This is a genomic window from Janthinobacterium sp. GMG1, from assembly GCF_034427795.1.
Classification (GTDB): domain Bacteria; phylum Pseudomonadota; class Gammaproteobacteria; order Burkholderiales; family Burkholderiaceae_D; genus Janthinobacterium.
The window spans coordinates 280,782-301,206 of sequence record NZ_JAXQNT010000006.1; the positions used below are offsets into that span (position 1 = coordinate 280,782).

Annotated in this window: 20 protein-coding genes; 14 read left to right on the top strand and 6 right to left on the bottom strand. The window is 62.0% G+C overall.

The features are described from left to right. Window positions 1–2: 2 nt before the first annotated feature. The 5 genes from SJI03_RS17900 to kynU form a co-directional block, all read right to left on the bottom strand. Entirely contained in the window at window positions 3–1,028 is a 1,026-nt protein-coding gene (locus SJI03_RS17900) for a hypothetical protein (protein ID WP_322428088.1), read from the bottom strand. 2 nt (window positions 1,029–1,030) lie between these two features. Beyond that, window positions 1,031–3,085 (bottom strand): hypothetical protein, encoded by a 2,055-nt coding sequence (locus SJI03_RS17905; protein WP_322428089.1) that lies wholly within the window; start codon window positions 3,083–3,085, stop codon window positions 1,031–1,033. A gap of 107 nt (window positions 3,086–3,192) precedes the next feature. Beyond that, window positions 3,193–3,738, bottom strand: coding sequence for an RBBP9/YdeN family alpha/beta hydrolase (locus SJI03_RS17910; protein WP_099380611.1), 546 nt, complete (start codon window positions 3,736–3,738; stop codon window positions 3,193–3,195). 15 nt (window positions 3,739–3,753) lie between these two features. Further along, window positions 3,754–4,641, bottom strand: coding sequence for a tryptophan 2,3-dioxygenase (kynA, locus tag SJI03_RS17915; protein WP_416208763.1), 888 nt, complete (start codon window positions 4,639–4,641; stop codon window positions 3,754–3,756). 8 nt (window positions 4,642–4,649) lie between these two features. Then, window positions 4,650–5,900 (bottom strand): kynureninase, encoded by a 1,251-nt coding sequence (kynU, locus tag SJI03_RS17920; protein ID WP_322428090.1) that lies wholly within the window; start codon window positions 5,898–5,900, stop codon window positions 4,650–4,652. Window positions 5,901–6,508: 608 nt separating this feature from the next. On the opposite strand from kynU, the gene flhD reads away from it, so the two are divergent. The 14 genes from flhD (at window position 6,509) to cheY (ending at window position 19,431) form a co-directional block, all read left to right on the top strand. After that, window positions 6,509–6,826: a flagellar transcriptional regulator FlhD gene (flhD, locus tag SJI03_RS17925; RefSeq protein ID WP_034758381.1), complete on the top strand. Its 318-nt coding sequence runs from the start codon at window positions 6,509–6,511 to the stop codon at window positions 6,824–6,826. A 39-nt stretch (window positions 6,827–6,865) separates the two neighbouring features. Further along, entirely contained in the window at window positions 6,866–7,429 is a 564-nt protein-coding gene (gene flhC / locus SJI03_RS17930) for a flagellar transcriptional regulator FlhC (protein WP_077401979.1), read from the top strand. Between the two features lie 109 nt (window positions 7,430–7,538). Continuing rightward, on the top strand, window positions 7,539–8,300 hold the full coding sequence (locus SJI03_RS17935) for a class I SAM-dependent methyltransferase (RefSeq protein ID WP_322428091.1): 762 nt from the start codon (window positions 7,539–7,541) through the stop codon (window positions 8,298–8,300). 219 nt (window positions 8,301–8,519) lie between these two features. Next, window positions 8,520–9,380 (top strand): flagellar motor stator protein MotA, encoded by an 861-nt coding sequence (motA, locus tag SJI03_RS17940; RefSeq protein ID WP_077401985.1) that lies wholly within the window; start codon window positions 8,520–8,522, stop codon window positions 9,378–9,380. A gap of 58 nt (window positions 9,381–9,438) precedes the next feature. Then, entirely contained in the window at window positions 9,439–10,416 is a 978-nt protein-coding gene (motB, locus tag SJI03_RS17945; RefSeq protein ID WP_099380614.1) for a flagellar motor protein MotB, read from the top strand. Between the two features lie 46 nt (window positions 10,417–10,462). Beyond that, window positions 10,463–11,011 carry a chemotaxis protein gene (locus SJI03_RS17950; RefSeq protein ID WP_099380615.1) on the top strand — a complete coding sequence of 183 codons (549 nt, stop codon included), beginning with the start codon at window positions 10,463–10,465 and terminating at the stop codon, window positions 11,009–11,011. A gap of 83 nt (window positions 11,012–11,094) precedes the next feature. After that, window positions 11,095–11,460 (top strand): response regulator, encoded by a 366-nt coding sequence (locus SJI03_RS17955; RefSeq protein WP_034758362.1) that lies wholly within the window; start codon window positions 11,095–11,097, stop codon window positions 11,458–11,460. A 43-nt stretch (window positions 11,461–11,503) separates the two neighbouring features. Then, the gene (gene cheA / locus SJI03_RS17960; RefSeq protein ID WP_322428092.1) at window positions 11,504–13,705 is read left to right on the top strand and encodes a chemotaxis protein CheA; all 2,202 of its coding nucleotides are present in this window, start codon (window positions 11,504–11,506) and stop codon (window positions 13,703–13,705) included. Window positions 13,706–13,735: 30 nt separating this feature from the next. Then, window positions 13,736–14,242, top strand: coding sequence for a chemotaxis protein CheW (locus SJI03_RS17965; RefSeq protein WP_034758356.1), 507 nt, complete (start codon window positions 13,736–13,738; stop codon window positions 14,240–14,242). Between the two features lie 180 nt (window positions 14,243–14,422). Further along, window positions 14,423–16,144, top strand: a complete 1,722-nt coding sequence (locus SJI03_RS17970) for a methyl-accepting chemotaxis protein (RefSeq protein WP_099380617.1) — start codon at window positions 14,423–14,425, stop codon at window positions 16,142–16,144. A 71-nt stretch (window positions 16,145–16,215) separates the two neighbouring features. Then, on the top strand, window positions 16,216–17,088 hold the full coding sequence (locus tag SJI03_RS17975; RefSeq protein WP_034778025.1) for a CheR family methyltransferase: 873 nt from the start codon (window positions 16,216–16,218) through the stop codon (window positions 17,086–17,088). A gap of 9 nt (window positions 17,089–17,097) precedes the next feature. Continuing rightward, on the top strand, window positions 17,098–17,706 hold the full coding sequence (cheD, locus tag SJI03_RS17980) for a chemoreceptor glutamine deamidase CheD (protein WP_034758343.1): 609 nt from the start codon (window positions 17,098–17,100) through the stop codon (window positions 17,704–17,706). Between the two features lie 108 nt (window positions 17,707–17,814). Further along, a complete protein-coding gene (locus SJI03_RS17985; RefSeq protein WP_034778028.1) occupies window positions 17,815–18,885 on the top strand; it encodes a protein-glutamate methylesterase/protein-glutamine glutaminase in 1,071 nt (356 codons plus the stop codon). A 147-nt stretch (window positions 18,886–19,032) separates the two neighbouring features. Beyond that, window positions 19,033–19,431: a chemotaxis response regulator CheY gene (cheY, locus tag SJI03_RS17990; RefSeq protein WP_010396677.1), complete on the top strand. Its 399-nt coding sequence runs from the start codon at window positions 19,033–19,035 to the stop codon at window positions 19,429–19,431. 71 nt (window positions 19,432–19,502) lie between these two features. Here the strand turns inward: cheY and SJI03_RS17995 are convergent, their stop codons facing one another. After that, window positions 19,503–20,396 (bottom strand): SDR family NAD(P)-dependent oxidoreductase, encoded by an 894-nt coding sequence (locus tag SJI03_RS17995; protein ID WP_099380624.1) that lies wholly within the window; start codon window positions 20,394–20,396, stop codon window positions 19,503–19,505. Between the last annotated feature and the right edge of the window lie 29 nt (window positions 20,397–20,425).

A 20,425-nucleotide genomic window follows, 5' to 3' on the forward strand; every position in this document is an offset into this window, starting at 1 on the left:
TATTAGCAAGGGCGCGCCTGTTCGTAGCCCAGTTGCGCCAGCTGCGCGGCGATGGCGTCGTCGCGTGTTTTCCTGCCCGTGCGCAGGCGCGCATGCGTCAGGGATGCGGGCAAGCCATGCGCCAGCAAGGCGTCGATGTCGAGCATGGTCTCGGATGCCGACAGCTGGCGCAGGGCGGGCAACGTGGCCAGGCCGGGCAGGCTGTCGAGCGTCTTGCAGGTGTGCAGATTCAGGCGTTCGAGCGCGGGATTGGGCCCCAGCGCGATCTGCCGCAGCTTGATCTGGTCTTCCACCCATAGGGCCTGCAACAGCGGGAAACGGCCGATATCGCCCAGTGTTTCCAGGCCGCGCACGCGTATCACTTCCAATTTCCGCAACAGCGGCGCCTCGATGTGCGCGAGCGATTCGCGGCCGCCCAGCTGCAACAGCAGCCTGTCCAGGCGGGCCATCTCCGAAATAAAATCCAGCGGCACCTTGTTCTTGATGCGGTACAGCGACAGCTCGTGCAGCGCCGGCAGGCTGGCCAGGGTGTCGATATGCTGGTGGTGGCCCTCGATGGCCAGGCTGGCCAGGTGCGCATACTGGCGCAGGGGCGCCAGGTCGATATTGTTTTTGGCCGACTCGCCCAGATACAGGAATTCGAGGCCGCGCAAATTGTCCAGCTGCAGGATGTCGGCCTCGGCCAGCTGGTACACACCCAGGCTCAGGCGCTTCAGGTGGCGCAGCTCGCCCAAGGTTTCCAGATGGATGGCTTGCCAGTGGCAATCGATGGACAGGCTGGCCACATGCGGCAGCGCGCGCAAGATGCGGGCATCGAACACCCGCGGGTCGTAACCGTAGATGCGGATGGTCAGCGCCGTGCCGCAGGTGGCGGCCAGGGCGTCGAGGTCGGCCAGCAGCGGCTCCGGCTCGCCCAGGGTATCGAACTGCACCAGCACCTGCTGACCGCCCGCGATGGCGGCGCGGATCGCCACGGCATCGATGCGCCCGGGGTTCTGGATGCGCTGCGGCTGTGTTGCTTGCGTCATGATCATAGTCCTATCGGATAGTCGACTTTCCTGGGGGGAGGACAGCCTTCCGGCCCCGGAAACGTCTGCTTGCCCGTGTCGTCGTAGCGCTTGCCGCACTCCACGAGCACGCGCTTGCGGAAAGTATAGATGCTGGCCACCTTGCCGTTCGGGTGGTAGCAGATATTGTCGCCGTCGCGGTCGGTCGAAGCGTAGCTGATCATGGTCTCGCCGTTGACCGTGCGGGTGCTGTGGCCGCTGCGCGGCTCCGTGCATTTGAGCTGGCCGTTTTCGTAATAGACGTTGAGGACGGAGGTGTCGGCGGCGCGGTCGACCAGCAGTTCGTCCTTGAGCTTGCCGTTCGGGTAGTTCGAATAGCCTTCCTGGCGCTGGCCAAACTGGAAGGCGTAGTAATACTGCGGCTTGCCGTCCGGGTAGTACATGTGGTGGTACTCGCATACGTCGTCGCGCGTGCTGCCGTACTCCTTGAAGGTGCAGCGGTGGATGTCGTTGAACAGCTTGCCATCCTCATAGTACTCGCGCAGGTGCGTGAGCAGGCGGCCCTGGTCGATGACGGCCAGGCGCTCCGGCTTGCCGTTCGGGTAGTAGCGCGCGTCCAGGCCCTGCTTCTTGCCCATGTCCCACAAGGTGTCGAGACGCAGGATCTTGCCGCTGTCGTCGAACGCCTGTTCGCGCCCATCGAGCTGGCCGCTGCGGTAGGAGGCCGTGTAGACCGCGTATTCCTTGCCGGCCGGGCCCAGGTAGCGCGTGCGGCTGCCATCGAGCACGCCCGCCTGGTAATGGTCGCGCACGCGCAGCGCGCCTTGCGCATCCTTGTCGAGGGCCTCGCCCTGTTTTTTGCCTTGCACGTAAGTGACGCTTTGCGTGGCCTTGTCCTTGAGCTTGAGCTTCCACGGCCCGTCGCGCAAGCCTTCGATGAAGCTGCCGTCACCGTCTTCCGTGATCCACGCGCCATGGCGCGCGCCGTTGACGTAGTTGCCGCGCGTTTGCAGCTTGCCGCCCATGCTGCGTTCGTGCGGGCCGTTCAGCTGGCCGCCCGCGTAGGTGTCGAAGCCCGTCACTTCCTCTGCATCGGCATAGTTGACGACCGTCCAGCGGCCTTCGCGCTTGCCGGCCCGGTACATGCCGCTCTCGCTCTGCTTGGGATAGTTGAAGGACCACAGGCCTTCTTGCAGGCCGTTGACGAAATGGCCTTTTTCGCTGCCTTCGTGCATGCCGTCGCGCACCCACAGGCCCTGGCGCTTGCCCTTCACGTACTGGCCCCGCTCGACCACCGAACCGTCGTCCCAGGCCAGGCTGTAGATGACGGAAGGGCCTTCCTGGCTGCCTGTAAACTGCTTCGGCGCCGTTTCCCACGTCACTTGCCACAGGCGGTAATTGGGCAGGATGCCGGCGCCCACGTCGCTGTACAGGGTATAGCTGGCGGTGAGAAAACGCTCGCCTTTTTTCCCGAAGGTTTTCTTGTAGATGATGGCGTCCTGGCTGCCAGCCGCCACGGGCTTGCCCTCATCGCTGTAGTAGCCGACGATGGTGCCTTGCGTATGGTCGATGGCGTCAAACTCCGCATTGCCGCTCTTGCCCCGGGCGACGCTGTAGTCCATCGGCGCCAGCTTCGCCAGCGCCGCCTTGACCTGGCCCGCGTTGGGCGCGGCGCTTTGCGCCACGATGCGGTTCAACGCCGGCTGCAAGCCGTCCAGGCGCCGGTACTTGCCGGAACTGCGGTCGTAGCGGTAGGCGCGCAAGCCATTCTTGTCGCCCTGACGGAACAGCACCAGCATGGTTTGCACGCTGTCGTTCGTCTCCTGGTCCAGCGAGGCGTAGAAGACGGAGCGGATGACGGCATTGCCGAACTGGTCGAGCAATATGGGTTTCGAGCCGCTGCCCTTGCACTCGCAGTAGTAGCCATTGACGCCTTCTTTTTCCTTGAGGAAGGCGATATCGAGGCCGCTGTCCTGCGAGGCGCTGATCGCGGGATGGGCGAGGCTCTTGCCTTCATAAAAGGGCGCGCCGTGGGCCAGCGCGGAGCAGAGGAGCAAGGGCAGAAGCAGACGTTTCATCGTGTGGCTGGCGCCGGGGCGCCGCTATGGAAAGGCCACGATTCTGCCTGCGTTCTTCCTTGTGGGCAAATAGCGGTGCTTCTATCGTGTGCGCGTGCGCGCCCCGTTCAGGGCTGGTGCGCGGCGCAGAAGTCCAGCAGCAGCTGTTCACCGTCCGGCCAGGGGCCGTAGCCGGCGTCGCCATTGATATGGCCGGCGTCGCCGATCATGGTGAAATCGCTGCCCCAGGCGGTGGCAAACGCGCGTGCCCGCGAGAAGCTGACGTAGGGATCATCGCCACTGGCGACCACCAGGCTGGGGAACGGCAAGGCTTGCAGCGGCATCGGCGCAAAGCCCGTCGTGCCGGATGGGTAGGAGGGCGCTTCCACATCGCTGGGGGCGACCAGGAAGGCGCCGGCGATCTTGTGCGGCGAACCGCTGGCCGCCCAATGGGCCACCAGCGTGCAGGCCAGGCTGTGCGCCGCCAGCACGGGCGGGCGCTCGCAGACGGCGATGGCGCGGTCGAGTTCCGCCACCCATTCGTCCTTGTCCGGCGTCTGCCATTCCCGGTGCGGCACGCGCGACCATTGCGGGTGGCGTGTTTCCCAATGGGTTTGCCAGTGCTGCGGCCCGGAATTCCACAGGCCGGCCAGGGTCAGGACGAGAGACGACATCGATGCTCCTTAAAGTTATAACTCCGTGCGAAGGGCAAAGAGCTCCGGGAACAATACCACGTCGAGCATCTTGCGCAAATAGCTGACGCCCGCCGTGCCGCCCGTGCCCGTCTTGAAGCCGATGATGCGCTCCACCGTCGTCACGTGGCGGAAGCGCCAGAAGCGGAAGGCCGTTTCCAGGTCGACCAGCTTTTCGGCCAGTTCGTACAGGGCCCAGTGTTTCGACGGGTCGCGGTAGACTTCCAGCCACGCCGCCTTGACGGAGGCGTCGGCGCTGGTCGGCAGGGTCCAGTCGGCGTTCAGGCGCTCGGGGGCGATGGGCAAACCGCTGCGGGCCAGCAGCTTGATCGACTCGTCGTAGACGGACGGCGCGCGCAAGGCGGCGTCGAGCACTTTGTAGGTATCGGGCGCCGTCGTATGCACGTTGAGCAGGGCCGCGTTCTTGTTCCCCAAAATGAATTCGATTTCGCGGTACTGATAAGACTGGAAGCCGGACGAGGCGCCCAGGTAGGGGCGGATGGCCGTGTATTCGGGCGGCGTCATGGTGGCCAGCACGTCCCAGGCATGCACCAGCTGGTCCATGATGCGCGCCACGCGGGCCAGCATCTTGAAAGCGGGCGCGAGGTCGCCGCTTTGCAGGTTGGCGCGCACGGCGTGCATTTCGTGCAGCATCAGCTTCATCCACAATTCGCTCGTCTGGTGCTGCACGATGAACAGCATTTCGTTGTGATTCGGCGACAGCGGATGCTGGGCCGTCAGAATGCGGTCCAGCGCCAGGTAATTGCCGTAGCTCATCGATTCGCTGAAATCCATCTGCGCGCCATGCCACTGCGCATCCTGGGCGCCGGCATGCATGGGGCAGCCGCTGGTGTTTTCCTTGTTCATATTCTTGTCGTCGCTCATGGGATGCTTCAGGTGACGGCATCGCGCTTGGCGGCGATGTCGTAGGATTGGGTGTCGAGGATGTCGCGCAGGATTTCCACGGCATCCCACACGTCGGCAAAGCTCGTGTACAGGGGCGTGAAGCCAAAGCGCATGATGGCCGGTTCGCGGTAGTCGCCGATCACGCCGCGCGCGATCAGCGCCTGCATCACGGCATAGCCGTGCGGGTGCGTGAAGCTGACCTGGCTGCCGCGCCGCGCATGCCCGCGCGGCGTGACGAGGCCCAGCGGATGGCTGGCGCAACGCTGTTCCACCAGCGCGATGAACAGATCGGTCAGGGCCAGCGACTTGCGGCGGATGGCTTCCATGCTCGTTTGCGCAAAGATATCGAGGCCGCATTCGACCAGGGCCAGCGAGAGTATCGGCTGCGTGCCGCACAGGGCGCGGGCGATGCCGTCGGCTGGCGCGAAGCCGGGCTCCATGGCGAATGGCGTGGCGTGCCCCCACCAGCCGGACAAAGGCTGGCGGAAGCGCGCCTGGTGTTTTTCCGGCACCCAGATGAAGGCGGGCGAGCCGGGGCCGCCGTTCAGGTACTTATAGGTGCAGCCGACGGCCAGGTCGGCGCCGGCGCCGTTCAGGTCCAACGGCACGGCGCCGGCCGAATGGGCCAGATCCCACAGCGCCAGCGCGCCTTGCGCGTGGCAATGGCTGCTGATGGCGGCCATGTCGTGCTGGTAGCCGGTGCGGTAGTTCACGTGCGTGAGCATGGCGACGGCGCAATCGGCGTCGATGGCTTGCGCCAGTTCGTCCGGGCTGTCGACCAGGCGCAGCTGGTAGCCGCGGTCGAGCCAGGCGGCCAGGCCTTGCGCCATGTACAGGTCGGTGGGGAAGTTGCTGCGTTCGCTGACGATGATTCTGCGCGCGGCCTGCGCGGGATCGCTGGCCTGCATCTGCAGGGCGGCGGCCAGGGCCTTGAACAGGTTGACGGAGGTGGTGTCGGTGATCACCACTTCACCCGTGCCGGCGCCCAGCAACGGGGCCAGGCGGTCGCCCAGGCGCTTGGGCAGGTCGAACCAGCCCGCCGTATTCCAGCTGCGGATCAGGTCGGTGCCCCATTCGGCCATGATGACGTGCTGCGCGCGGGCCAGCGCCGCTTTCGGCCGCGCGCCCAGGGAATTGCCGTCGAGGTAAATCACGCCTTGCGGCAAGTCGAATTGCTGGCGCAGGGGCGCCAGCGGGTCATCGAGGTCGCGCGCGCTGCAGTCATGTCGAGAAATCATGGTGGCTTTCATATTGATACTTGTCTGGGTGGCATGATATTGCTTGAGGCTTAAAGTATCACGCGGAAGTGGCAGTGTAGCAAATCCCCGCCGCAAAAACGTGTTTCCTGGCATGGGCAGGCAGTGAAAAAATGCACGTTTGTGGGGCGTCAACGAAAAAGATCACGATTTTTTTAAAATATTTTCAAATAACCCTAAAGTTTTGCCAGACGCCGCCGTCAACGATTACATGAACGGTGTCAAACCGACGGAAAAAGAATGCGGGCATTTTAAATATTTTTCAAAAAAGCCCTAAAGTTCCTGCCAGGGCAGCCGTTATCTAGGTAGATAGACTTGATTCTTATCAAGTTGTTGTAAAAAAGTGATATTTTTTACAGGCCAAAAGTCGGCTAAATCCGACACAGAGCCAACCTCCCACATCCGCGCCATTGCTGGCGTGCGAGCATGATCGAGCAGTGTTTGTCAGACAAACACCTACGATCCCATCCGCTATTCCCCGACCAAAAATACAGCGCTACGCCTCTGTTGCGTTTAATGTTGCTCCTGCAGAATGTATCTCACTGGCAACACACAACGCCAGCTGAATTCAACGGATTGAGGAGATGGAAATGACTGCTAACGACATGATGGCTGAGATTCGCGACGCTAACCTGAGCTACCTGATGCTGGCCCAGCAAATGATTCGTGCGGACAAGGTAACGGCCATCTTCCGTTTGGGCATTGCCGCCGAAATCGCGGAATTGATCGAAGGCATGAGCAATGCGCAGATCCTGAAACTGGCTGGCGGCAACATGATGCTGGCCCGCTTCCGCTTCGACGACAGCGCCATCCTGGGCATGTTGACGAACTACAATAAAGACCGCTCGCTGGCACAATCGCACGCGGCTATCCTGATGGCCGGCCAAGGCGTCGAAGAAATCGCTTAAGCTTTTAAATTAGTACTCGTCAGTCGCGGAGCAAGCAGCATGGCCAAGAAAAGTGTCGTATCGGAAGCGCAGGAAATCCAGTTGGCCATCGAATTGATACAGCTGGGCGCCCGTTTGCAACTGCTGGAGACCGAAGTCTCGCTGTCGCGCGAACGCCTGCTGAATCTGTACAAGGAATTGAAGGGCGTCTCGCCGCCCAAGGGCATGCTGCCGTTTTCCACCGACTGGTTCATCACCTGGCAACCGAATATCCATTCCTCGCTGTTCATCAATATCCACAAATTCCTCGTTGACCACGCCGGCGCCACGGGCATCGAAGCCGTAATGAAGGCGTATAAGCTGTATCTGGAACAGATGCCACCCGAAGCGGGTGAAGAGCCCCTGCTGTCGCTGACGCGGGCCTGGACCCTGGTGCGCTTTTTCAGCAGCAAGATGCTGGACATGGCCCCTTGCGGCAAGTGCGGCGGCAAGTTTGTCGTCAACTGCCTCGACCTGAACGCCGATTATGTCTGCGGCCTGTGCCACATGCCTTCGCGTGCCGGCAAGACCAAGAAGGCGCGCGATGAAGCGGCCGCTGTCGCGCCGCCGAGCGTCACCGCCTGATATTGTCCCAATAATAGCCTCAGTGAAAACCGGAGCGGTCGCCAGACCGGACTCCGGTTTTTTCATGGTGCTTTCGCTTACACTGGCGTTTTCTTCCGTTGACTGTCCCATGCTGCAACAAATCCTGCGCGCGCCCGCGCTCAAGGCCATCCTGATCCAGGTGCTGGCCTTTCCCTTGATGTTGCTATTGGTATATGGCCTGGCGCGTGCCGGCGTGGCGATGTCGTTGCCGGCCGTGGCGCTGGTGCAGGGCGTGCTGGCGGCGCTCATCACGTGGCGCGCGGGACTGGCGCGCTGGTGGTGCGCCATCAGCCTGCTGTTCGCGCCTGCCTTGCTGGCGGCCAGTCTGCTCGATCTGCCGCCGGCCGTGTTCCTGGCGGCCTTTGTTTTCCTGCTGAGTTTGTACTGGTCGACGTTCCGTACGCAAGTGCCGTTTTATCCGTCGGGGCCGAAGGTATGGCAGGCGGTGGCCGAGCTCATCGCGGACCGTCCCGGCGTGCGGCTGGTCGATATCGGCAGCGGCCTGGGCGGCCTGGTGCTGGACCTGGCGCGGCGCCGGCCCGACGGGCAGTTTTCCGGCATCGAGCTGGCGCCGCTGCCGTGGCTGGCAAGCCGCGTGCGCGCGGGGCTGGCGGGCAGCCGCGCGCGCTTCCTGCGTGGCGACTACGAGGCGCTCGATTTCGGCCGCTACGATGCCGTCTTTGCCTACCTGTCGCCGGCGGCGATGGCGGCCCTGTGGCGCAAGGCGGAAAGGGAAATGTTGCCCGGTAGCATGCTTCTTAGTTACGAATTCCAGATCGCGGCACGCGCGCCCGATAAGACCATCGCCGCCACAGAGGGTGGCCCTTTACTTTACATATGGTGCTTTTAAGCAATTGTCTGCGTTATTTGCTTGCCCGTAGGGCAATCTCACGTTATTGTAGTTCCACACGGCATTTTCTCGGATTTGCATTGAAAAGCAGCGCATTTCAATTAACTTCCGGTTGCTTTTTTTGCCGCTGTCTTTGCCGGCGGCGCAGCCGCCAGAAGACAGGAACAGGTTTGAACATGCCGGGCACACAGCCGCGGCCATTATTGGGAGTCAGGGCACTTGTTAGTCATAATCGGATACATCATCGTCTGCGCCTCGGTCTTTGGCGGCTTCGCGCTGGCCGGCGGCCATCTGGCGGCGCTGTTCCAGCCGCTGGAGTTGCTGATGATCGGCGGCGCCGCCCTGGGCGCCTTCCTTGTTGGTAACAATAACAAGGCCATCAAGGCGACGATCGCCGCCTTGCCCAGCCTGTTCAAGGGTTCGCGCTATACCAAAGAGCTGTACATGGAACTGATGTCGCTGCTGTTCGAAGTGCTCAGCAAGGTGCGCAAGGAAGGCTTGATGTCGATCGAAGGCGATATCGACAAGCCCGAGGAAAGTCCGCTGTTTTCCAAGTATCCGGCCGTGCTGGCCGACCACCACATCGTTGAATTCATGACCGATTACCTGCGCTTGATGGTATCGGGCAACATGGATGCGTTCCAGATCGAAAACCTGATGGACAACGAAATCGAGACGCACCATCACGAAGGCGCCGTGCCGGCCCACGTGATCGCCAAGGTGGGCGATGGCTTGCCCGCTTTCGGTATCGTCGCCGCCGTCATGGGCGTGGTGCACACGATGGAATCGGTGGGCATTCCGCCGGCCGAGCTGGGCATGCTGATCGCGCACGCGCTGGTCGGTACCTTCCTCGGCATCTTGCTGGCGTATGGTTTCGTCGGCCCGCTGGCCAGCCTGCTGGAACAGAAGCTGGAAGAGTCGAGCAAGATGTTCCAATGCGTGAAAGTCACCCTGCTGGCCAGCCTGAACGGCTATGCGCCGGCGCTGGCCGTGGAGTTCGGCCGCAAGGTGCTGTTCTCGACCGAGCGCCCGACGTTCAATGAGCTGGAAGACCACATCAAGAAATCGAAAACGAAGTAAGCAGTGAATATACGCCTGGACACCATGAGTCATTTGCAGCACACGGAAGGGGGACGCCATGGCCGATGAAGGCATGCGCCCGATTATCGTCAAGCGTATCAAGAAGACGGCTGGCGGACACCATGGCGGGGCGTGGAAAATCGCCTACGCCGACTTTGTCACGGCCATGATGGCCTTCTTCCTGCTGATGTGGCTGCTGGGTTCCACCTCGAAGGGCGACTTGAACGGCATTTCCGAATTCTTCAAGACACCCCTGAAAGTGGCGATGGCGGGCGGTTCCGGCAGCGGCGAGAGCAATTCCGTGATCCAGGGCGGCGGGCAGGACTTGTCGCGCCAGGATGGACAAGTGCGCAAGGCGCAGGAAGAGCAGCAGCGCAAGTCGTTCGACCTCAATTCCGCCAAGGCCGCGCTCGAACGCGAGGAAGGCAAGCGCCTGCAGGCGCTCAAGGCGCGCATCGAAGCGACCATCGACGCCAATCCCCTGCTGAAAAAATACAAGAACCAGTTGCTGCTCGATATCACCAGCGAAGGCTTGCGCATCCAGATCGTCGACGAGCAGAACCGTCCGATGTTTGCGCTGGCCAATGCGAATCTGCAACCGTACACCAAGGAAATCCTGCACGCCATCGGCTCGGTCCTCAATGAAGTGCCGAACCGCATCGGCCTGTCCGGGCATACGGATTCGACGCCCTACATGAGCGATGCCGGCTACAGCAACTGGGAACTCTCGGCCGACCGCGCGAATGCGTCGCGGCGCGAACTGGTGATTGGCGGCATGAAGGAAGAGAAAGTATTGCGCGTGGTGGGACTGGGTTCGGCCGCCCACCTGGACAAGCTCGACCCCTTCAATCCGATCAACCGGCGCATCAGCATCATCGTCATGAACAAACGCACGGAAGAAAATGTCCTGCGCGATGGTTCGGCGATCGAGCTGCCGGTGACCGATGCCGCTTCCGCCGCAGTCGCTTCAGGGCTGGCGGCCGGTGCGCCGCCCGCGGCGGCGCCAGCCCCCAGCCCGGTAGCGGCGAAAAAATAACACGCAAGGCTGTCGACGCGTGGTGTATTGAAACAATGAGACCTTTATGACAAGAAAGAAAATACTTGGCTCGCATGTAAAGCGCCTGCTGTCTGGCGTGTCGGACCATGGCCGCAAGCACTTGACGGAGGTGGAAACCGACCTGGTGCAGACCGGCATCTTGCTGGAAGAGGCGATCGAGAAGCTGTCCTTCAATTTCATGGCGATACACGCAGCCGTCGCTGCGCAGCAAGACACCATCGCCCTGCTGCTCGACGGCGGTATTCCGGCCGAGCAGCAGCGCGAAAAACTGCTGGCGTTGCAGGAGGAGGTGGGGGGCTACGTGAATGCCGCCATCACCAGCCTGCAGTTCCAGGACATGACCAGCCAGCTGATCGAGCGCACCTTGAAGCGCGTGACGGGCTTGCGCGAGTTCCTCGGGACCTTGGGCGAGCATGGCGCGGAGATGTTGCCGGAGAGCGACAATGAAGAAATTGTCGCCTTGCTGGGGCGAGTCAGCATGGCGCTGGCGATTCAAAGCCTGGAGTTGCGCAGCGTGCTGCGCAAGGCTGTCAGTCAACAGCATTTGGAAAGTGGCGACATCGAGCTGTTCTAGCATGCCAGTGTGGAACGCTTGTGGTTGCATGGATTGATTAATCAAATACTCGGGCAGGATGCCCGGAATAAGTGGGAGCAAAGATGGCCAAAACGATACTTGCAGTGGACGATTCCAGCTCATTGCGCCAGATGGTGGCGTTCAGCCTGAAAGCCGCCGGTTACCAGGTGGTGGAGGCCGTCGACGGCCAGGACGGACTGGAAAAAGCCAAGCTGCAAACCGTGGACCTGGTCTTGACGGACCAGAACATGCCGCGCATGGATGGCCTGGAGCTGATCAAGCTGCTGCGCGAGCTGCCGACCTACCAGAAGGTGCCCATCCTGATGCTGACGACGGAGTCGTCGGACGAGATGAAATCGAAGGGACGTGCCGCCGGCGCCAATGGCTGGCTGGTCAAGCCGTTCGATCCGCAACGCCTGATCGAAGTGGTCAAGAAGGTGATCGGCTGATGCCAGCCGCGCAGCACAACGATGCAATTGACGGAGTCACCCTATGACCATCGATATTAGCCAGTTTTTTCAGGTCTTTTTCGATGAGGCCGAAGAACTGCTGGCTGAAAAAGAACGGCTGCTGCTGGCCGTTGATATTGCGGCGCCCGACGCCGAAGACCTGAATGCCATTTTCCGCACCGCCCATTCGATCAAGGGCGGCGCATCGACGTTCGGCCTCTCCGACATGAGCGAGGTGACGCACATTCTCGAGTCGCTGCTCGACCGCATCCGCCAGGGCCAGATGGCCCTGACGGCGGAACACGTCGACGCCTTTTTGGCGGCCAAGGATATCCTCAAGATGCAGCTCGACGGCCATCGTCTGGGCAGCGCCGTCGATCAGGATGCCGTGGCCAATGTGCGCATGATGCTGCAGTCGTTCTCGCAGGACGTGCCCGTGGCCGCGCTTACACCCGTCGCGCCAGCCTTCCATACGGCGGAAAAGGCCGCCGTCAGCCATGCCGGCGGCCATCGCATCCGCCTGGAGCTGCCTGCCATGGAGCCGCGCGAAGTCGAGGCGCTGGCGGCCGAACTGGGCTTGCTCGGTGACGTCGTCGTGTCCGCCTTGCCCGATGCGCGCAAGGTACTGGAAGTGACGACGCATGAAAGCCTGGACGATATCCTGGCCATCTGCTCGTTCGTGCTCAATCCGGACGACATGGTGATCACGCAGGCGCCGCCACTGGCGCCAGGCGAAGCCGAAGCGGCCCGCGCGGCGCAGGAAAAAGCGCAAGGTTACGGTTTCTTCGACCCGCTGCCAGGCACGCCGGGCGCGCAGGGCGCGGCGGATCCCGGCTATGGCTTCTTCCAGCCGCTCGAGGACATCCGCGCCGCCGCCGGCGTGCAGAACGATACCGAACAGGGCTACGGCTTCTTCCAGCCGCTCGAACAGATTCGCGCTGACGCGGTCAGGGCGGGCAACGCCAGCGCTGCCGCTGCGCCGGCCGTGGCCAGCGCCGTGGCCGAAGCGGAGCAGGAAAAGAAACCGGCCAAGAAAGAGGGCGACAAGGCCGGCGCCGAGTCGTCGTCGATCCGCGTCTCGATCGAGAAAGTCGACCAGCTGATCAACCTGGTGGGCGAACTGGTGATCACGCAGGCGATGATCGAGCAGCGCGCCAGCGCGCTCGACCCGATGCTGCATGAAAAACTGCTCGACAGCGTCAGCCATCTGACGCGCAACACGCGCGACTTGCAGGAAGCGGTGATGTCGATCCGCATGATGCCGATGGATTTCGTCTTTTCGCGCTTCCCGCGCATGGTGCGCGACCTGGCGACGAAACTGGGCAAGAAGGTCGACTTCATCACGAATGGCGCCGCCACGGAACTGGACAAGGGCCTCATCGAGCGCATCGTCGATCCGCTTACGCACCTGGTGCGCAACAGCATCGACCATGGCGTGGAAATGCCGGCTGCCCGCGTGGCCGCCGGCAAGACCGAAGCTGGCCGCTTGTTCCTCTCGGCCAGCCACCAGGGCGGCAACATCATCATCGAAGTATCCGATGATGGCGCTGGATTGAACCGCGAGCGTATCCTGGCCAAGGCCGCGCAGCAGGGCCTGGACGTGTCCGAGACGATGAGCGACGCCGACGTGTGGCAGCTGATTTTCGCGCCCGGTTTTTCCACCGCCGAAGCGGTCACCGACGTGTCGGGCCGCGGCGTGGGCATGGATGTCGTCAAGCGCAATATCAGCGCCATGGGCGGCGTCGTCGACATCCGTTCGGCCAAGGGCTTCGGCACGACGATTTCGATCTCGCTGCCGCTGACCCTGGCCATCCTCGATGGCATGTCGATCCGCGTCGGCGACGAAGTGTATATTTTACCGCTGGGCTTTGTCATCGAATCCCTGCAGCCAGCCGTTGAGGATATCAAGGACATCAGTGGCAAGGGGCAGGTGGTGAAAGTGCGCGGCGAATACCTGCCTTTGATCCCGCTGTACCAGATGTTCGACATCGCGCCGCGCTTTACCAGTCCCTCGGAAGGCATCTGCGTGATCCTCGAGACGGAAGGGCGCAAGGCGGCCCTGTTTGTCGACGACCTGGTGGGACAGCAGCAAGTCGTGGTGAAAAACCTCGAATCGAATTACCGCAAGGTGGTGGGCATTTCCGGCGCCACCATCCTAGGCGATGGCGGCGTGTCGCTGATTCTCGATGTCGCCGCCCTGATCCGTTCCTCTCGCCAGCTGGCCGACGAGTCCATTTTTTCGTAATACCGATAGATAAAGATAGGAAAACGCACCATGTCAGATACTCAACAAACATCCGGAAGCAATGCGGGCGACGGCAAGGACATCGCCGGCCGTGAATTCCTGGCCTTTACCCTGGGCTCCGAAGAGTACGGCATCGATATCCTGAAAGTCCAGGAAATCCGCGGTTACGAAGCGGTTACCCGCATCGCCAATGCGCCTGAATTCATCAAGGGCGTGATCAACCTGCGCGGCATCATCATCCCCGTGGTCGACATGCGCATCAAGTTCAACCTGGGCACGCCCGTGTACGACCAGTTCACGGTGGTGATCATCCTGAACATCGGCGGCCGCATCGTCGGCATGGTGGTCGACAGCGTTTCCGACGTCACCACCCTGACGCCGGAGCAGGTCAAGCCGGCGCCGGAAATGGGCACCGCCTTCTCGACCGACTACATGATCGGCCTGGGCACCATCGACGAGCGCATGCTGATCCTGGTCGACATCGACAAGCTGATGTCGAGCAGCGAGATGGGCCTGATCGACAAGCTGGCGGCGTAAGCGGCAGCAAGGCGGCGCCCGGTGCGCCGCCGTTTTGGCACGCAAAGAATCACTACAGATATGCATGTACCGGCGCGGGCAGAGGCGCGCCGGCAGGCTGCAAGGTCCGTCAGAGACCAGGCCACAACACGGCGCCGTCCGGTTGAACGGGCGCCGTTCACATAAATATTGGAGACTGTAATGAGTTTGCGCGATTTCAAGATAGGCACCCGGCTGGGGATAGGTTTTGGCAGCATCCTCGCCATCCTGGTGGTAGTGATCGTTTCGGCGAATGCACTGAATTACCGTAACAAGGCCCAGTTGCTCACAGGCCTGGAACTGGCAAGCGAAAAGAATACGCAGGCGTCGCTGATGAAAAGCGCGATGCTGGAAACCGGTATCGCCATGCGCAATATCGGCCTGCAGGGCGATGTGGGCCTGATGCAGGTGGAGGAGGGCAAGGTGCGCGAGCAGCGCAAGCTGTACGACGGCGCGCGCGGCAAGCTGGCCAGCCTGGGCCTGTCCGAGGGCGAGAAGGCGCTGCTGGCCAATATCGCCAAGGTCGACGGCGATGTCGATGCGGCCTTCAAGGAAGCGATGGGGCAGGTGCTGGCGTTTAACAGCGAGGGTGCGGCGAAGGTGATTGCCACCCGCATCGACCCCTTGAACAAGAAGACCCTGGCCGATATCAACAAGCTGCTCGACTTGCAGCATGTGGCGCAGCAAAGCTTCATGGACGACTCGCTGGCGGCCGATGCGCGCCTGATGACGGTATTGTTCATCCTGGGCGGCGCGGCGGTGGCGATCGGCGCCTGGTGCGCCATCTTCATCACGCGCTCGATCACGGTGCCGCTGTCGGGCGCCCTGGCCGTGGCGCAGAAAGTGGCGGCCGGCGAGCTGACGTCGCGCGTGGTAGTCGAAGGCAAGGATGAAACGAGCGCCTTGCAGCAGGCGCTCAAGGACATGAACGAGAGCCTGGTGCAGACGGTCAGCGACGTGCGCAATGGGACGGACACGATTACCGTGGCGTCGCGCGAGATCGCCAGCGGCAATGCGGACCTGTCGGCGCGCACGGAAACGCAGGCCAGTTCGCTCGAAGAGACGGCATCGTCGATGGAAGAACTGACGTCGACCGTGAAGCAGAACGCGGACAACGCGCGCCAGGCCAACCAGTTGGCCGTGTCGGCGTCCTCGGTGGCGGAGCAGGGCGGCAAGGTGGTGGCGCAAGTGGTCGATACCATGGGCTCCATCAAGGACAGTTCGCGCAAGATCGTCGATATTATCGGCGTCATCGACGGCATCGCGTTCCAGACGAATATCCTGGCCTTGAATGCGGCCGTCGAGGCGGCGCGCGCAGGCGAGCAGGGACGCGGTTTTGCGGTGGTGGCGTCGGAAGTGCGCAATCTGGCGCAACGCTCCGCTGGCGCAGCGAAAGAGATCAAGGGCCTGATCGGCGACTCGGTCGACAAGGTCGATGCCGGCAGCCGCCTGGTGGACGAGGCGGGGCAGACCATGGGCCTGATCGTCACGTCGATCCGGCAGGTGGCCGACATCATGGGCGAAATCACGGCGGCAACGCAGGAACAGAGCCATGGCATCGAGGAAGTGAACCAGGCCATCGCGCAGATGGACCAGATGACGCAGCAGAACGCGGCGCTGGTCGAGGAAGCGGCAGCGGCGGCCGAAAGCATGCAGGACCAGGCGCAGAAACTGGCCGATGCCGTCAGCATCTTCAAGCTCGATGGCGAGAGCGCGGCGCCGGCGGCCATGCCCGTACCCGCGCCAGTAGTCAAGGCGGCGGCACGGCCGGCGCCGAGTGTGGCGGCAACGACACGGCGGTTGGCAAAGACGGCGCAAGCCGGCACGCCACCGCCCGCGAAAAAGCTGGCGGCGGCCGGCGGCGACGATTGGGAAGAGTTCTGACGCCAACCCGGTCCCGCTAGTTATACTTGCAAAGGCATTGGTCAGAGTAGTCATAGAGAGGTAAAAACAAAATGCCGCAAACTAAAACGGATTCGGTCAAGGAATTTGATTTCACCGGCAAGGACTTCGAAAGGGTCCGCGCCATGATTTACAAGCGGGCCGGCATCGCGCTGGCCGACAGCAAGCAGGAGATGGTCTACAGCCGCCTGGCGCGGCGCCTGCGCGCGACCGGCATCTCCTCGTTCGTCCGCTACCTGGACGACCTGGAAGCGGGCCGCATGGGCGACGAGTGGGAAGCGTTCACGAATGCGCTGACGACCAACCTGACGTCGTTCTTCCGCGAGGCGCATCATTTCCCGCTGCTGGCCGAGCATGTGAAAAAACTGAGCGGGCCGATCACCATCTGGTGTTCGGCCAGTTCCACCGGCGAGGAGCCGTATTCGATCGCCATGACGGTGTGCGAGGCGTTCAATACGCTCACGCCGCCGGTCACCATCATCGCCACGGACATCGACACGAACGTGCTGGCCACGGCCGCCAATGGCGTCTACAACCTGGACCGGCTCGACAAGATGCCGGCCGACCGTGCGCGGCGCTTTTTCTTGCGCGGCAAGGGCGATCGCGAAGGACAGGTGCGGGTGCGCCCGGAGCTGCGCCAGATGATCACTTTCAAGCCGCTCAACCTGCTGGCCGACAGCTGGCCATTGACGGGCCAGTTCGACGTCATCTTTTGCCGTAACGTGATGATTTATTTTGACAAGGCGACGCAGCGCAAGATCCTGTCGCGCTTTGTGCCCTTGATGAAGCCGGATGCCTTGCTGTTTGCGGGCCATTCGGAGAATTTTCTGTACGTGTCGGATTCATTGAAGCTGCGCGGTAAAACAGTCTATGAGCTCGATCAGCCTCGGGGCGCCGCGCCCAAGGCATCGTCGCATCGTACATGAGAGTGAAATATGAGCCTGGAATCCAAAGAGCAATTCGCCACTAACGTCTATTACGACAGGACGTTCAATTGTGACGCCGCCAAGATCTTGCCTGGTGAGTACTACTTTACCAACAAGGACATGCTGATCGTCACCGTGCTCGGCTCCTGTGTCTCGGCCTGCATCCGCGACCGCGTCACGGGCCTGGGCGGCATGAACCACTTCATGCTGCCCGATGGCGGCAGCGACCCGAATAGCCCGATTTCCGCGTCGATGCGCTATGGCACCTACGCCATGGAAATCCTGATCAACGATTTGCTGAAGGCGGGTGCGCGGCGCGAGAACATGGAAGCGAAAGTGTTCGGCGGCGGCGCCGTGCTGCGCGGCTTCACGGCGATCAACGTGGGCGAACGCAATGCGGCTTTCGTCATCAATTACCTGAAGGCGGAAAAGATGCGCGTGGTGGCGGAAGACCTCAACGACATCCACCCGCGCAAGGTGTATTTCTTCCCCCGCAGCGGCAAGGTGCTGGTGAAAAAGCTGATGCAGACGCATAACGATACGCTGGTGCGCCGCGAACTCGATTACGCCAGCCGCTTGAAAGTCGCGCCGGTGGGTGGCGAGGTCGAGCTGTTCTGATAAGCACCAGAGCAAACCTGCTGCGCGTCGTGCTGTGCGGCTTGCGGCGGTCTGTCCGGTGTACTAATTTAATAAAGAATAAGGGCCGCAAGGCCTGGAAGGAAGAATATGAAGATCAAGGTTTTGATCGTGGATGACTCGGCGTTGATCCGCAGCGTCATGACGGAAATCGTGAACAGCCAGCCCGACATGGAAGTGGTGGGCGCGGCGCCCGATCCGCTGGTGGCGCGCGAGATGATCAAGCAGACCAACCCCGACGTGCTGACCCTCGACGTCGAGATGCCGAAGATGGATGGCCTCGATTTCCTGGAAAAACTGATGCGCTTGCGCCCGATGCCGGTATTGATGGTGTCGTCGCTGACCGAGCGTGGTTCGGAAATCACCATGCGCGCGCTGGAACTGGGCGCCGTCGATTTCGTCACCAAGCCGAAGATTTCCATCCAGAGCGGCATGCGCGAGTACACGGACATGATCGCCGACAAGATCCGCGCCGCTTCGAAGGCACGCATCCGCGCGCGCACCCTGCCGTCGGCCAGCGACAAGGTGGCCGCGCCGCTGCCTGCGCTGCGCAGCCCTTTGACGTCGAGCGAAAAGCTGATCATCGTGGGCGCCTCGACGGGCGGCACGGAAGCGATCCGCGAATTCCTCATGCAGATGCCGTCCGATTGCCCCGGTATCCTGATCACGCAGCACATGCCGGAAGGCTTTACGCGTTCGTTCGCGCGACGCCTCGATTCGCTGTGCAAGATCTCGGTGCAGGAAGCGGCGGGCGGCGAACGGGTGCTGCCCGGTCACGCCTACATCGCGCCCGGCCATTCGCACCTGACCCTGACGCGCAGCGGCGCCAACTACATGACCAAGATCGACCAGGGCGAGCCGGTTAACCGCCACCGCCCGTCCGTCGATGTGCTGTTCCGTTCGGCCGCGCAATCTGCCGGTAAGAATGCCGTCGGCGTGATCCTCACCGGCATGGGCAAGGATGGCGCGCAAGGCATGTTGGAGATGAAGGCCGCAGGAGCGTATAATTTTGCGCAGGATGAAGCCAGTTGCGTGGTGTTCGGCATGCCGCGCGAGGCGATCGCCGTCGGTGCCACGCATGAGGTTGGCGCTCTGACGGCGTTGCCTGGCATGGTGCTGGGACACCTGGCTGCGCATGGCATGCGTGCTTTGCGCGTGTAAGCCACGTTTTATATGATCTGAGGCAAGTTTGTTCGCCTAAAAGCAACGAAAATGCTATCCTACAACTTGCTGCCGTAGTGTCGACCATAATGTCGGCATTCATGTCGATATTATTAACAAACCGCTACAGAAACAACGGAGTTATTCATGGCTGATCCAAAGATGAAATTTTTAGTCGTTGACGATTTTTCGACGATGCGCCGCATTGTCCGGAATCTGTTGAAGGAACTGGGTTATGCCAACGTCGATGAGGCGGAAGACGGCGTGATGGGCCTGGCCAAGCTGCGCGCGGAATCGTATGATTTCGTCGTGTCGGACTGGAACATGCCAAACATGGATGGCCTGACGATGCTGCAGCATATCCGCGCCGATCCCGCACTGGCCAAGCTGCCTGTGCTGATGGTTACCGCCGAAGCGAAAAAAGAAAACATCATCGCCGCCGCCCAGGCTGGCGCCAGCGGTTATGTCGTCAAGCCGTTCACGGCCGCGACTCTCGATGAAAAGCTGAACAAGATTTTCGAGAAGCTGGAAAAAGCCGGCGCCTGATCACGGCTTGAGTCGGTTCAAGAAAAAACGCTGCCAGTGCGAACTGGCAGCGTTTTTTTTCACCCCTTGCTTCAGGCTGCGGCGTGGATGGACAGCAAATCGTCGATGCCGATGCGCCGTGCAAAGTCGATGCGCACCTGTTCGGCGATTGCCGATACTTCGCGCGCGCCGTCGCCGATAAAATCGATCACCGTGCGAAATGGGCGCTGGCCGGCGGGCAGGCCCACCACGCGCACGATTTCGTCGGCCACGGCCTGCGGGTCGGCACCGATTGGCGTCAGCGCCGACAGGCGCGCGCCCACCTGGTCCATCAAGCCGTCATAGCGCGCGTACGCGGCGCTGGTGGCGAGATCGGCCGGCTTGCCCGCGTTCGGGAAGTGCGCCGTGCCGCGCGTGAAGGCGCCGGGCGTGACGATGGACGTTTCGATGCCAAAGCGCGTCAATTCATACGACATGGTGACGGCAATCGAATCCATGGCCGCCTTGGCGGCAGCGTATGGCCCCATGAACGGCGGAAAGCCGCCGCGCGTGGTGGTACTGCTGACCCACAGCAGCAAGCCGCTGCCGTGCGCCCGCATGGCGGGCAGGACGGCCTTGTTGACCCGCTGGGCGCCGATCACGTTGGTGTCGAAGACGTGTTCGATTTCTTGTGGTGAAAACGCTTCCATGGGACCCGTGACGAGACCGCCCGCATTGTGAATGATGACGTCGAGCCGGCCCTGTTCGGCCAGGATGGTGGCGATGGCCGCATCGGCCGATATTTGCGACAGCACATCCAGTTCCAGTGCGCGCAGGTCGGTGCCGTGGGCCGTGGCGAAATCGCGCAACTCTTGCACGCGTGGCGCATTGCGGCCCTGTGTGTCGCGCATGCTGGCGTAGACCGTGTGGCCGGCGGCGGCCAGGGCACGGGCGGAGAGGGCGCCGATGCCGGTCGAGGCGCCGGTAATCAAAATGACTTGTTTCATGATATGGCTCGTAAAGGATTTGATTGAAT